This is a genomic window from Thermodesulfovibrionales bacterium (assembly GCA_035622735.1).
In the GTDB taxonomy this organism is placed as follows: Bacteria; Nitrospirota; Thermodesulfovibrionia; order Thermodesulfovibrionales; family UBA9159; genus DASPUT01.
Genome location: DASPUT010000260.1, coordinates 1 through 14,335, shown reverse-complemented (window position 1 = coordinate 14,335; position 14,335 = coordinate 1). Strand labels below are relative to the sequence as shown.

The 14,335-nt window shown below is 55.2% G+C and carries 13 protein-coding genes; 2 read left to right on the top strand and 11 right to left on the bottom strand.

Going from position 1 to position 14,335, the window contains the following annotated elements; all coding sequences use genetic code 11:
* On the top strand, positions 1-768 hold a 768-nt coding region (locus VEI96_13485), incomplete at its 5' end, for a hypothetical protein (GenBank protein ID HXX59007.1).
* 24 nt (positions 769-792) lie between these two features.
* Positions 793-1,995, top strand: a complete 1,203-nt coding sequence (locus VEI96_13480; protein ID HXX59006.1) for a methionine adenosyltransferase — start codon at positions 793-795, stop codon at positions 1,993-1,995.
* Positions 1,996-2,055: 60 nt separating this feature from the next.
* Here VEI96_13480 and mscL read toward each other — a convergent pair whose 3' ends face one another.
* The 11 genes from mscL to VEI96_13425 form a co-directional block, all read right to left on the bottom strand.
* On the bottom strand, positions 2,056-2,514 hold the full coding sequence (gene mscL, locus VEI96_13475) for a large-conductance mechanosensitive channel protein MscL (GenBank protein HXX59005.1): 459 nt from the start codon (positions 2,512-2,514) through the stop codon (positions 2,056-2,058).
* A 114-nt stretch (positions 2,515-2,628) separates the two neighbouring features.
* On the bottom strand, positions 2,629-3,468 hold the full coding sequence (locus VEI96_13470) for a site-2 protease family protein (protein ID HXX59004.1): 840 nt from the start codon (positions 3,466-3,468) through the stop codon (positions 2,629-2,631).
* Positions 3,465-4,778: a 30S ribosomal protein S12 methylthiotransferase RimO gene (gene rimO, locus VEI96_13465; GenBank protein ID HXX59003.1), complete on the bottom strand. Its 1,314-nt coding sequence runs from the start codon at positions 4,776-4,778 to the stop codon at positions 3,465-3,467. Before rimO ends, VEI96_13470 begins: the two co-directional genes overlap by 4 nt.
* Positions 4,771-5,199, bottom strand: a complete 429-nt coding sequence (locus tag VEI96_13460; protein ID HXX59002.1) for a DUF2062 domain-containing protein — start codon at positions 5,197-5,199, stop codon at positions 4,771-4,773. The genes rimO and VEI96_13460 overlap by 8 nt, the downstream gene beginning before the upstream one ends.
* Complete coding sequence (gene thiL / locus VEI96_13455; protein ID HXX59001.1) at positions 5,190-6,095, bottom strand: thiamine-phosphate kinase; 906 nt, start codon at positions 6,093-6,095, stop codon at positions 5,190-5,192. The genes VEI96_13460 and thiL overlap by 10 nt, the downstream gene beginning before the upstream one ends.
* A gap of 129 nt (positions 6,096-6,224) precedes the next feature.
* A complete protein-coding gene (lon, locus tag VEI96_13450) occupies positions 6,225-8,591 on the bottom strand; it encodes an endopeptidase La (protein ID HXX59000.1) in 2,367 nt (788 codons plus the stop codon).
* A 51-nt stretch (positions 8,592-8,642) separates the two neighbouring features.
* Positions 8,643-9,005, bottom strand: a complete 363-nt coding sequence (locus tag VEI96_13445) for an Hsp20/alpha crystallin family protein (GenBank protein ID HXX58999.1) — start codon at positions 9,003-9,005, stop codon at positions 8,643-8,645.
* Between the two features lie 52 nt (positions 9,006-9,057).
* A complete protein-coding gene (galU, locus tag VEI96_13440) occupies positions 9,058-9,975 on the bottom strand; it encodes a UTP--glucose-1-phosphate uridylyltransferase GalU (protein ID HXX58998.1) in 918 nt (305 codons plus the stop codon).
* A 444-nt stretch (positions 9,976-10,419) separates the two neighbouring features.
* A complete protein-coding gene (locus VEI96_13435) occupies positions 10,420-11,163 on the bottom strand; it encodes an LOG family protein (protein ID HXX58997.1) in 744 nt (247 codons plus the stop codon).
* 188 nt (positions 11,164-11,351) lie between these two features.
* Positions 11,352-12,812: a pyruvate kinase gene (gene pyk, locus VEI96_13430; GenBank protein ID HXX58996.1), complete on the bottom strand. Its 1,461-nt coding sequence runs from the start codon at positions 12,810-12,812 to the stop codon at positions 11,352-11,354.
* On the bottom strand, positions 12,809-14,335 hold a 1,527-nt coding region (locus VEI96_13425), incomplete at its 5' end, for an alpha-amylase family glycosyl hydrolase (GenBank protein ID HXX58995.1). The genes VEI96_13425 and pyk, both read right to left, overlap by 4 nt.

Sequence of the window (14,335 nt, the reverse complement as noted above, 5' to 3'; positions counted from 1 at the left end):
AACAGTCACGGACTCGTGTACGGAGCCGGATACGGCATATTCAACAAACCGACCTTCTTCCTCGCTCTGTTTAGCAGTAAGAGAGACCTCCTCGATTACCGGATCTACTATTCAGGCAAGGAACTCTGCAGGGATATCTCGGCACCGGTTGCGATGCTTCAGGGACGATGCATATTCATGCGGCTCGAACAGCTTACCAGCCTTCTCTGGGGAAAATTCCAGGAATTGCAAGGGAAGAGGTTCGGAGGTGCCCTGAGAGAGGCATATTCCTCTTTCGGCATTGGGGGAACGGAATTTCCTTCAGAAGAACTTCAACGGAGGCTCAGCTCGCTTTCTTCAGAGATATCCGAGCTCCTCATCCTGCACGAAGTCGGGGAGGCGTTTGAGGGGGGACAGGACGATGCGTGGCTCTCTATCCTCAACCGGGAATGGGACAGATGGACAGAATTCCATCTGAGGGGGATTAAAGACGTCCTCGCTGATACGTCAGAACGGGGACCCCTGAAATATGTCATCGATCATGAAGAGCGTTCCTTGTTCTTTTTTTACGTCGCCATGATGGACGGGATACGAAAGGAGCTCTTTCCCGAGATGCTCGACGCCTTTCAGCATTTTTCCGAACATCGAGACTGGTCTGTTGTTGAAACGGCGCGGATAGAGGGCTACAGAAGGGCCGACAAGCTGAGAAACGATATACTCTCACTTGACAGAAGGGATGGCGAAGTCATCAAGAGCCATCTCGAAAGGGTCAAGAAAAGCGGATGGTGAGTCTCGTCATGGTGCACTAACGGCATGATAAGCGTCGAGACCTATAGAGGAACGGCTGTCTCAGGGCATAGGGTAGAGGTCGTCGAGCGAAAGGGGACCGGCCATCCCGATTACATCTGCGATTCGATCATGGATGCGGTCTCCATCGCCTTGAGCAGAGAGTACGCGAAGCGTTTCGGCACCATTCTCCACCACAACATCGACAAGGGGCTCCTCGCCGCCGGTAACGTGCTGAAGGCCTTCGGCGGTGGCAGAGTCGCAAAGCCGATGGAGCTCACCATCGGAGACAGGGCCACATTCATGTCGGGCGGGAAACGAATTCCTGTGAAGGAAATCGCTATCGAATCCGCAAAAGAATGGATCAGGAAGAACCTGAGATTCGTCGACCCTGACAGGCATATGAGATACCGCATTGTTCTTGCCGAGGGTTCAGAGGAACTCACCGACATATTCAGGAGGCCCGGAAAGATCAGGTCTGCCAATGACACGTCCGCTGCCGTTGGATATTATCCATTGAGCCGAACAGAGAAGGTTGTCCTCGCGCTCGAAAGGCACCTGAATTCTAAGACGTTCAAAAAGACCTATCCGGAGACGGGTGAAGATATAAAGGTAATGGGGCTGAGGAGAGGAGCGGTCTTGGACCTCACCGTTGCCATGCCGTTCATCTCCCGATATATCCGGTCAGAGAGAGAGTATTTCGCAAAAAAAAATCTCATCCGCCGAACGATGCTGGAATTCCTCGGGAGCTATGACGGCTTTCAAAAGATGGAAGTCCATTTCAACACCCTCGATGAACCGGGCAGAGGGCTTGGCGGCATCTATATGACCCTTCTCGGAACATCCGCGGAAGATGCCGACTCAGGCCAGGTCGGCCGGGGAAACAGGGTGAACGGCCTCATCTCTATGAACAGGCCGATGGGAACGGAGGCTGCGGCCGGAAAGAATCCGGTGAGTCACGTCGGGAAGATTTACAACGTTCTTGCACACTCGTTGGCGCGCTCTGTCTATGAAGAGGTGGAAGGCTTGAAGGAGGTTTACATCCTCCTCCTCAGCAGAATCGGAACCCGCATCGACAATCCCCAGATAGCCTCGGCACAGATACTGACCGACGGGAAAATGAAACTTGGAGATGTCTCGCGGAAAATCTCCGACATCATCTTGAGGGAACTATCCGACGTCGGCAGATTCTGTGATGATCTCAGCAGGGGAAAATATCCGATATGCTGAACTTCCGTCGTCTGGTCCCGACTTCCCCCTGATCTTGATCGATGAAACCGTTCTCTCAGGTTAGGCGGCCGGTTTCAGCTCTGACGTACAATGAGAGCAACGGGTCGCCTTCAGAGGGACGGCTGAGAGACAGTAGGGGCATTCCTTCGTTGTCGGCTGAGCCGGCGGAGCCTCCTCCGGCCTCCTGAGCCTGTTGACATTGCGGACGATAAGAAATACGGAAAAGGCGATGATGAGAAAACTGATGATCGTGTTGATAAAGACTCCGATGTTAAGCGTTACCGCGCCGGCTGCCTTGGCTGCCGAGAGGGAACCATAAGGGCCGGGCACCTTGCCTTCTCTGAGAAGCACGAAAAGATTTCCGAAATCTACGTTTCCCAGAAGGAGTCCGATGGGCGGCATGACGATGTCCGCTACGAGCGAAGTGACTATCGTGCCGAAAGCCGCACCGATGACGATTCCGACAGCCATGTCTACCATATTTCCCTTAATCGCAAATTCCTTGAACTCTCTTAGCATAGTCTCCTCCTTCCGAATCCGTTATACCACCTGCTCACGTCAATGATGCACCCGTGCGAAGGCCTCTGAGTAAATGGTAATCGCTTTTCCGGATTATTGCAACTCCAGAGACTGCTAAAAAAGCTTGAACGGCGCCGGCATGAAGGTGATGATGAAGATAAAGAAAGCGAAGGCACCTGCGGCCCTTCTCTTGCGGTCGAGCGGGACCTCCCAGTAAATCACGGGGGGATGTTTCAGCCCGAGCAGAATCATCACGGCTCCCCAGAAGGCCCATCCCTCCCAGAAGAATAATCCGAGGAGAAGGAGCGTGGCAACAAGAACTTTTGATACGACCCGCTGCCGCTCACCAAGGAAGGCATACGCGATGTGACCGCCGTCAAGCTGGCCGATGGGGATGAGATTCAGAGAGGTGACGAAGAGACCGATCCAGCCCGCAAACGCCATAGGATGAAGAAGTACCTCGTGGGTCTCGGGCAGCCTCCCGAAGACGAGATTTGAAAGAAACGAAAAGAGCAGGGAGTCGCCGAGCCCGAGAGCGCCCTTAGCCTCTGCCACGGGCACGACGCTCGAATAACTGAGCCCAACGAAAGCGGCGCCGACCGAGAGGAGAAACCCCGCAATAGGCCCGGATGCCCCTATGTCCACGAGCGCCTTCCGCGTGATGATGGGCGATTTCATTTTGATGAAGGCGCCGAAGGTGCCTATGAGGGTGATCGGGGCGGGGATGAAGTATGGTAGCGTCGCCTTGGTGTGGTGTTTTCTCGATGCGAGATAATGCGAGAGCTCGTGGGCCAGGAGTATCGTCATGAGAGTCAAAGAAAAGGGCAGACCCTCAAGAATCCTCATCGGCTCTCTAAAGATATTTATTCCCTTTTGAAAGAACGCCCCGGCCAGGAGGGTCGAAAGGAAGGTGAGGACAAAGAGTACAAGGTGGAGATAGGGGAATTTCTTCACGCAGCCACTTCTCCTCTCAGGTCATAGTCGTAGGCCTCCACGATCTTCACGTCCACAAACTCGCCCTGCTTCAGAGTACCGTCCTCAAGAAACACGACCCCGTCGATTTCCGGGGCTTGGGACCGGAGCCGCGCAACAGCCACGTTACCATCCGTCTCGTCAACGAGTGCCCTGAATCTCCCGCCTACCAGGGCTTTGTTCCTTTCGAGCGAGATAGAGGACTGGAGTCTCATGAGCAGATCGCGCCTCTTATCCTTCACTTTTTGGGGGACATTTCCCTTCATCCCGTACGCGGGCGTCCCTTCCTCTCTCGAATAGATGAAGACGCCCATCCTGTCGAACCGCATCTCCTCTACGAATGCCTTCAGTCCGTCAAACTCCTCTTCTCTTTCACCGGGAAAACCGACGATAAAGGTTGTCCTTATCGTGATGCCGGGTATCGCCTCACGCAATTTCTTTATCAGTCCCCGGTAAGATCGCTTAGTCCCCCCTCTCCCCATGGCCTTCAGAATCCTGTCTTCCGAATGCTGGAGAGGGATGTCGAGATATTTGCAGATCTTTTCTTCCTCCGCTATTACAGACAGTAGATCATTCTTGATTGCGGTCGGATAGAGATAGAGAAGTCTGACCCAAAAGTCGCCGCTGATCGAAGCGAGGTCTTTCAGCAGGGAAGGAAGGGTATAGCCGCTGAGCTCCCTGCCGTAGCTGCTGATATCCTGAGCGACGAGGATGAGCTCCTTCGCTCCGCTCGCGATATGACTTTCCGCCTTCCTCAGAATTCTTTCAGGCTCGGCGCTCCGGTAAGGACCGCGGATGGCAGGAATCACGCAATAGGTACAGCCCCGGTTGCAGCCGTCCGCTATCTTGAGATAGGCATAGCTATCGCCCCGGTCTAAGGGCGTCGGACTCTTCATATATGCACCTTCCTGTGCCTGCCGCTTCCCTCCTTTTCCACTCGTCCCTTTCATCACGTTCCTACAATACTCGAGAATCTGTGCCTCCTCACCCACCCCCCATATCCCGTCTATCTCCGGGACCTCCTTCGCGAGTTCGTCCCGATATCGCTCGGCGAGACAGCCGAATACGAGGAGCCTCTTCCCCTCACGCTTCAGACGCTTCAGTCTGAGGATCTCTTCGATAGATTCCCTCTTCGCATCCTCGATAAACCCGCAGGTATTAATAAGAATGACGTGCGCGCCCTCAGGGTCCGGCGTATAGGAGAACCCCGCATCTCGAAGGACCCCGAGAAGGGTATCGGAGTCAACACGGTTCTTCGGGCAGCCGAGACTGACGAGAGAGACCTTAACCATTCGTCTTCTTCACGATGCGGATCATGATGAGGTAACTCATGACGGACGAGATCGCTCCGATGAGGAACGACCCGGCGACAAAGGGCAGGAGGAGGGGGCTCAAATCATTCAGGAGGGCATGGACCGTCAGATGGTGCCAGTCGACGTCGGGAATTATCCTGTTCATGCCTAGACACTTCGCCCCGACCCAGGTGCTGAAGGTGTAGATCGGAACGATCGTCCAGGGGTTCGTGACATACACGCCGACGATCGTCGCGAGCCTATTCAGTCTAAAGAACGATGCGACGAGAATACCCAAAACCGTATGGATGCCGAGGAGCGGGGACATCCCGATAAAGACACCGAGGGAGAAGGCGAGAGATATCCGGTGAGGAGTATCCTTGATGCGAAAGAGCAACGTGAATCGCTCTTTTAATGCCAATGGATATATCCCTCCCGTCCAAAGGTCCTCTCCGACCGGTCACGCTCCACAACAACCCTTCCCGACACCGTTATCTCACCTATGCAGAAGGCCTCGACCCTCTTTCGGGGAGGGGCTGTGAAGAGGAGCTCGTAATCTTCGCCTCCTGACGCCGCAAGGCTGTAAGGCTCCAAACCGAGGACAGAAGCAGCTTTTTTCATCTGGGGGGAGAGAGGCAGCTGTTCCATGTAGATCCGAGCTCCGACGCCGCTCTCATCACATATCCTCGAAAGGTCTATGAATAGTCCGTCGCTGATATCGATCATCGAGGTCGCGCGGCCGGCGAAGCTGCTGGGGTCTCTCGCCTCCGGCAGGAGATGTCTTCTCACAAGGGGCTCCATCGTCGCCCATTTCAATGGTTTGTGGGTGATGTCTCCGGACTCTATCATGAGCGGCCTCTTTATCCTCTTCAGCAACTCGAGTCCGCATGCCGAGTCTCCAAGGTTTCCCGTAACATAGATCCTGTCACCGGGTCTTGCACCCGAACGGAAGACCGGTTTCTTCGCATAACCGCCAAGCGTTGCCGAGAGCACCACGCCGGAGCGCGATGCAGAGAGGTCCCCACCGACAAGGACAAGACGATATCTTTCGAGACCGGACCTGACTCCGTCGAAGAAAGCCCCGATAAATCCCTCATCGGCGTCCTTGGTAAGCGCGATGTCGAGGAGTACATGCCGGGGTATGCCGCCCATGGCATAGATATCGCTCACGTTCACGGATAGGATCTTAAAACCGAGCTGGAAGGGTGTGACGAAAGAGACATCAAAATGCACTCCCTCAACCATCATATCGGTAGTGAGGAGAAGATTCTCGTCGCGGGGAGCTATTACGGCGGAATCATCACCGATGCCGGCAATGACCTCTCCTGAATCCGTCCCGAACCTTTCTCTTATCCTCGCGAGAAGCGATAGTTCCCCTATATCGGACAGTTTCTTACGCCGGCTCGGAATATATCCCCCTCGGGGTCGTGCCCATTCATCACCCGCTCAATTCTTTGCCTTCCTGGATTTCTTCAGAGCCACGGCGAGGACATCGTCCATGGTCTCGGCGAAAATAAAGTCCATGTCCTTCTTGATATATTTCGGTATATCTTCAAGGTCTTTCTTGTTCCGGGAAGGAATAATCACCCGCTTGATCCCCATCCTCTTTGCGGCGAGGGTTTTTTCCTTGAGCCCTCCTATCGGAAGGACCCTTCCCCTCAGGGTAACCTCTCCGGTCATCGCCACGTTCTTGCTCACCGGCATCCCGGTGAAGGCTGACGCGATGGCGGTGGCCATGGTTATGCCCGCAGACGGGCCGTCCTTCGGGATAGCCCCGGCCGGAACGTGTATGTGCATGTCCGTCTTCGAAAAAAGGTCGTCGTTGATTCCGAGCTTTTTCGCGCGGGAACGGACATAGCTCAGCGCGGCCTGCGCCGACTCCTTCATGACATCCCCCAGCTGACCGGTCAACGTGAGGCTGCCCTTGCCTTTCATGGTAGTCGCCTCTATGTAAATGATATCGCCTCCCGTCTCCGTCCAGGCGAGGCCGGTCGATACACCCACCTCGTCTCTTTCCATCTCTTCTTCAGGAAGGAATTTCGGCACGCCGAGATACCTGTGGAGATTCCTCGTCGTAATCACGAATTTTTTCGGTCCGCCTTCCGCTATCTTCTTCGCTACCTTTCTGCAGAGGTTCGCTATCTCCCTCTCGAGATTCCTCACCCCTGCCTCTCTCGTGTATTGCGAGATCACCTGCAGTATCGCCGCATCCGTAATCTTGAGAACCTTCTTTGTGATGCCGTGCTCGTCCAGCTGTTTCGGGACGAGATAATTTTTGGCGATGCCGAGCTTCTCCTCGGCGGTGTACCCGGAAAGATAGATGATCTCCATCCGGTCGCGCAGGGGACCGGGGATCGTATCGACGAGATTGCCCGTCGTGATGAACATCACGTTCGACAAGTCGAAAGGCACGCTGAGATAATGGTCGGCAAAAGAGAAATTCTGCTCCGGATCGAGGACCTCGAGCAGCGCCGAGGATGGGTCTCCCCGGAAATCCATGCCGATCTTGTCTATCTCGTCGAGCATAAATACCGGATTGTTTGTCCCGGCCTGCTTTATCCCCTGAATAATCCTTCCCGGCAGTGCACCCACGTAAGTCCTTCTGTGGCCGCGGATCTCCGCCTCATCCCTCACCCCGCCGAGGGACATCCGGACAAATTCTCTTCCGAGGGAGCGGGCGATCGACTTTCCGAGGGACGTCTTCCCGACTCCGGGAGGACCGATAAAACAGAGGATCGGTCCCTTCATCTTCTCTTTTAGCTTCCTGACGCTGAGGTATTCGAGTATCCGCTCCTTCACTTTTTCGAGGTCGTAATGGTCTTTGTTGAGGACCTTCTCAGCCGCCCTGATGTTCAGGTTGTCTTTTGTGTTCTTTGACCAGGGAATCTCGACCATCCATTCGAGATAGGTTCTCACCGTTGCCGCCTCTGCGCTGTCGGGGTGCATCTTCTCGAGGCGCCGGAGCTGCTTCTCGGCCTCCTTCATCACCTTTTCGGGCATCCCGGCTTCCTCTGCCTTCTTCCTGAACTCCCGTATCTCTTCAGCCCTCTCGTCGATCTCACCGAGTTCCTTCTGTATCGCCTTGAGCTGCTCCCTCAGGAAGTATTCCCTCTGTGTCTTGTCTATCTCCCCCCGCGCCTCTGTCTGGATCTTCTGTTGGACGGTGAGCAGTTCGATCTCCCTGCTCAGGATGTCGCTGACCCGTTTCAGCCGTTGTATGGGGTCCGCGATCTCGAGTACCTCCTGCGCCTGTTCCGTCTTCAACCCGAGATTGGAAGCAACGAGGTCTGCAAGCCGCCCCGGGTCTTCGAGGTTCTCGACGACCACCATGATATCCGGCAGGATCGTCTTCCCCAAGGAAACGGCCTTATCGAGCTGCTCCTTGACCGTCCTGATGATCGCCTCGGTCTCGATCGAGATCTCTTCTATTTTCTGATCGATTATCCTCTCGATCGTGACCGTATAGAACGGCTCCGTCGTGGTGAAGTCCAGGACCTTGACCTTGCTGAGGCCCTGAACGAGTATCTTCACCCTCCCGTCAGGTAACTTCAGCATCCTCATGATGATCCCGACGGTACCTATCGAATAGAGTTCCTCAGGAGTCGGATTCTCGACATTGAGGTCACGCTGGGTGACGAGCAAAACCATTCTGTTCGTGCTCAATGCCTGGTCAATAGCCTTAATCGACATCTCCCTGCCGACGAAGAGCGGCAGAATCATGTACGGGAAGACCACGATGTCTCTCACGGGAAGAACCGGCAGTGTATCGGGAATCTCTACTTCTTTCTCGTCTTTCTGTTCGATCTCAGCCATATCCCTCACCTCAGTCCCCGAAGTCGCGTGTAAACCGGGAACCCTTTTTTTTTACGTTTCTATCTTGATCTTGACAACCCGGTCCTTAAGCTTCGGGAACCTCAGCGTTACGACGCCCTCGCGGTATAACGCCTTTCCCGCCATCGTGTTGACAGGCGTCGGTATCTTCAGTATCCGCCGGAAGCTCGCAAATTTTCTTTCCATGCAGATATAGTTGACCTTCTTCTCTGCGCGTTTTTCTCTCTTCACGCCTTCAATGATGACAACATCGCCATAGACCTTTATGAGCACGTCCTCGGGGTTTATCCCGGGGAGTTCGATCTCGATGACGAGGTCCTCCTCTGTTTCGTACAGGTCGATAAACGGCTGATAACCCGTCTCGGCCTCAAAATAGACGACACTCTTAATAGACATATTCACCGTTCATCACAGAAAACCGGAAAAAGGGGAGGAAAGCCGCAGCCCCCTACCCTTTACGAGTTGCTCGAAAACGTTTCTCTCTGTTTTTCGCCGACGACAGCCTTCCCCCTGCATCACGGATGTAAGCCTTAAAGGGTTCAGCTACCTCGGGATTCTTCAACGCCAGATCTACCGTAGCCTTCAGGAATCCGAGTTTATCCCCAGCGTCGTATCTCCTGCCCTTGATGGGATAGCCGTAAAGAGTGCGCTTCTTCAACAATTCCCGTAGGGCATCAGTGAGTTGTATCTCGCCGCCTGCGCCGGGTCTCTGTTTTCCGAGAATCCTGAACAGGTCCGGGGTGAGGATATACCTCCCGATTATCGCAAGGTTCGAGGGCGCCTCTTCTCTCTTCGGTTTCTCGACGAGACTCGTAATCCTGTAAACATCTCCCTCCTGCACACCGGCAATGATGCCATATCGCGAGACCTCCGAATCCGGCACCTCCTCGAGCGCTATCACGGGACAGTCAACCTCCTGAGAAACCTTGATCATCTCCTCCAGGAGGTGATAATCAGGGTCGATAATATCATCGCTGAGAATGACCGCGAAGGGCTCGTCCTTCACGAACGGTCTTGCGCAGAGTATCGCATGACCGAGGCCGAGTGCCGCCCGCTGTCTGATGTATGCGAAATTGACATCGCTCAGCTTGTTTATCTCATCGAGGAGCTTCTTCTTTCCGGTAGTCCTCAGCTTTTCTTCGAGTTCGTAGGCAGAGTCGAAATGGTCTTCAATGGCGCGCTTATTCTTCCCCGTGATGATGATGATATCCTCTATGCCGCAGGAAATCGCCTCCTCGACGGCATATTGGATCATCGGCTTGTCCACGATCGGAAGCATCTCCTTCGGGGACGCCTTCGTCGCCGGCAAGAATCGCGTGCCGAGACCTGCGGCGGGAAATATCGCCTTCTTTACTCGATACTCCAATTTCTTCCTCCTCGCGTCATTTCTGCGTGACCCTCGATTATCTCTCCTTAAGCCATGAATCGGGGACACGAAACAGTCCTTTCTTCTCCGGTGTTATTCGAGCCAGGGCACTTCTTTTCCGCATGATATTTTACGCACTAATCCCTGATAAATCAAGAAAGGCTTCGAAGAATGAACGGACTCAGAAGACCTGTCGAACGGGCTTCATGAAAAAGATATCGGACGAAATTGGCTGGGGTCAAGCGCCTGTCATGCAGCCCCATCGCATCAGTCGGGTCTATTTACTCTGCCCTCTTGCCTTCTTCAGGACCAAATGTCCACTGAAAAAGCAAGGTGTGCAAAGAGGGTATCAGGGCCCCTTTGTGTCGAGTCCTGCTGGAAACAAAACGAGGTGAGGCCGTAATCACAGGTACGCCGATGTCTCCGGCGAGCACTGTCTCAATCTCACTGTTTCTGCGAGCGCAGCTGTTTTTTCCTCCATGCAGAATGGTGCTTGCGTATGACAGCGATCGCCTCATCCGCGGTGTTCACACAGACAGGTATCTTCATGTCTTCTGGATTCGCCAGCGGGAATTGGGGGTTCAGCATATGTTCACTCGCCCATCCCACAAGGTCGGTATACATTTTCCCTATCAGGATGAACGGGGTTTTGTCGTCAAGATGCCTGACCTGAAGAAGCTGCCAGATCATCAGTGTCTCGAGCGCAGTGCCGATACCGCCGGGCACAACAACAAACGCATCCGACATGATCACAAACTGGTGCAGCCGGGTGAAGAACGTGCGATGTTCGAATGCCTGCTCAACAAAGGGATTGACGTCCTGTTCGAAAGGCAGGTCAACGCGCACACCCCAGGAATGGCTTCGGCCGCCCTTTCGGGCCCCGGCAGCGCCTTCATTGGCCGCCTGCATTAATCCCGGACCGCCGCCCGTCACGATGTCGCAGTCCATATCGCTTAGCGTCCGCGCAAGACGCTTGACTTCGCCGAAGACCCATGAGTCTTTCAGGACCCGCGCAGATCCGAAGATCGTCACCCGGTAGCGCTCCTTCCTTGACGGACGAAGGCGGGTGAGATTATTCACGACCTCCCAGAGATTGAGTACCGTGCTCACGAGAACCTCTTTCACCTTCTCCTCGTCCGCAAGGCTTACCAACTGTGATTTTTTCTTTCCCGTCTCTTTCACGGCCATGCGTTTTTCCTCCTCGATCTCTTCAATTGAATGCCTGCTGAAGCACCTTCAGGCATGCCACCCGTCTCAGATTATTTCGTAATGCGGACATAGGCGAGAGAACAGGAATTGCAGCCTACACACCATTCCATCCCAGGTGTCGTTAAGATATTCATGTGATACTATGCTCAGACTTTACTACAGTCTCGTTATCCACGCGGGTCCTGCATGCCCCCATTGTCCGGCGCATGCAGCTCGATAATCTCCATCCGGTGGTTCATCTGCGGGTGTTTCAGGGAAGGGCCTTCCGTGAGAATCGCGAAATCCCCCTTGAGGTCGTATTCTCTCAACAGGACTCTTGTGTAAGCATTCCAATCATCGGGGTAAACAGGCTCATGTATAGGATACACGCCTTGTGAAAACTGGAGCGCCTGGCATGTCGCCTCCTGCGAGCTGACCGCGATAATCCATGCGGGCAGTCGAAATCCGCCGATCCGCCTTGCGGTGGCTCCGCTGCGGGTCGGCACGAAGACCGCCGCGGGCAACATATACTCAAGGCTCGCCTCAACACTCAGTGCGATGAGATGAGCGGGACGGAGTCTTCCCGTAAGATCGACTCCCTGAAACAGCTCTCTCACGCTCGTAGCCGGACGGTGGGGCTCGACGGCAGCCGCGATCTTTGCGAGCATCGCGACGGCGTCCACAGGATACTTGCCCATTGCGGACTCCCCCGAAAGCATGACGCAGTCAGTGCCGTCGAGGATGGCGTTCGATACGTCCGTGGCCTCGGCCCTCGTAGGCCTGCGGTTATCCGTCATCGACTCGAGCATCTGCGTTGCCGTGATGACCGGTTTCGCATGCATCTTCGCAAGACGCATGAGCCGCTTCTGCACAAGCGCGATCTGTTCGATCGGCACTTCAACGCCGAGGTCGCCGCGGGCGATCATGATGCCGTCCGCAACTTTGATAATCTCGTCGATGTGTTCGAGGGCATTTGACCGTTCGATCTTTGCGATGATGAAGGGATGATGCCCGAGGTCTGAAGCGGCCTTCCGCACCGCCTCTATATCGGTGGGTCCCTCAACAAAAGACTGGCTCACCGCATCCACGCCGTTTTCGAGGGCGAACCTCAGACACTCATGGTCGCGCTCCGTGAATGCGCTGATGCCGAGGTTGATGTCCGGAAGGTTCAGGCCCTTTCGGGAGCGGAGTTCCCCGCCGACCCTCACCGTGCAGAACACATCATTCCCTTTTATCGCGGCAACCTCGAGTTGAATATAGCCGTCATTCAGAAAGAGCGTGTATCCGGGCTTAACCGCCCCGGGAAGACCTCGGAAGGAGACGGAGACACGATTCTTGTCTCCGATGATATCGTCTGTGGTAAGGGTGAACGGTTCGCCCTGCCTGAGCTCGACGGGCTCGGGATCGATTTTGCCGATGCGCATCTTCGGGCCGGAGAGGTCGGCCATGATCGCGATCCTGCGTCCCACAGTCAGCGAGGCAGCCCTGAGATTTTCGATGACCTTCTTATGCGCGGCGAAGTCGCCATGGGAGAAGTTGAGTCTCGCGACGTTCATGCCCGCCTGCATCATCTGCTCCATCACCTCCCTCGACTCAGAGGTGGGACCGATGGTGCACATAATCTTGGTCTTGTTTGCGGAAAGTCTCACTCCGTTCCTCCCTTGTCGAGCGTCGAGATTGAGAACAGCACGACCACCGAACGGGCCTCGGCCCGATAGGTAAATCCGGAAACGGACGTTGCCGAACGCCATTCCACAATGTCGTTTGGAGACTCAAGGGAAGTGTCTATCCACAGGCGCCACGGGTCTGCACTTGCCGTCGGAGGCAGCTCGAAATCGAGCGGCTCCCAGTAGGCGTTGAGGATCAGATGAAAGAGCATCTTCTCCTTAAGGATCTCGGCGCTGAAGGCCACGCTGTGAGAATTGCCGCTCCAGTCCGGCTGGTTGAGCTTGGTGCCGTGCCACGCCTGCTTTGACTGACGGATCATTTGATTGAGGCTCATCCGCTGGCGCTCGTGCTCAGTGTCCCTCAATATCCGACGTGCGTTGAGCAGCGTGACGAACCGGTGCAGATCGGCTTGTTTCTCGACAAGGGTCCAGTCGAACCAGCTGGTCTCGTTATCCTGACAATAGGCGTTGTTGTTGCCGAACTGCGTTCGCCTGACCTCGTCGCCCATCAGGATCATCGGCATGCCGACCGACAGCAGGGTAACGGTAAGGAAGTTCTTCACCTGCCGGTTCCTCAGTTTTTCGACCGCTGGATCATCGGTAGGGCCTTCGACACCGCAATTCCAGCTGTGGTTGTCGTTTGCCCCGTCCCGGTTCCCCTCTCCGTTTGCCTCGTTGTGTTTCTCGTTGTAAGAGACAAGATCGTTCAGGGTGAAGCCGTCGTGACAGGTGACAAAGTTCACGCTCTGTTCGGGTTCGCGGTCTTCGTGGCCATAGATCTCGGGGCTGCCGATCAGGCGGTCGGCAAATCGCGCCAATGAACCTTCCTCCCCCTTGAAGAAACCACGGGCATCGTCGCGGAACCGCCCGTTCCACTCCTTCCAGCTGTCCCCGACGAAGCTGCCGACCTGGTAGAGACCCGCGGCGTCCCACGCCTCGGCTATGATCTTGATGCCCGCCAATGTCGGGTCGGAATCGATATCACACAGGACCGGCGGGCTCGCCATGACACCTCCTGACTCGTCACGGGCGAGGATCGACGCGAGGTCGAACCGGAAACCGTCCACATGCATCTCTTCAACCCAATACCTGAGGCTGTCCGCAATGAGGCGGCGGACTATCGGGTGATTGGCGTTAAGCGTGTTGCCCGTGCCGGTATAATTGGCATACCGCGAACGGTCCTGTTCGAGGATATAGTAGATGCTGTTATCCAGGCCGCGCAGATTCAGAGTCGGTCCCCGGTCATCGCCTTCGGCGGTGTGGTTGAAGACGACGTCGAGAATCACCTCGATGCCTGCCCGGTGAAGCGCCTTGACCATGTCGCGGAACTCATCCACAGGCCCGAGCGGGTCCCGTCGTGCACTGTATCCCTCATGAGGCGCAAAGAACGAGACCGGCGCAAAGCCCCAGTAATTAACCTTTCCCGGCGGGCAGTCCTGAGCATCGAACTGAAAAACCGGCAGCAGCTCAACCGCGGTGATACCGAGTCGATCAAGATAGGGAAT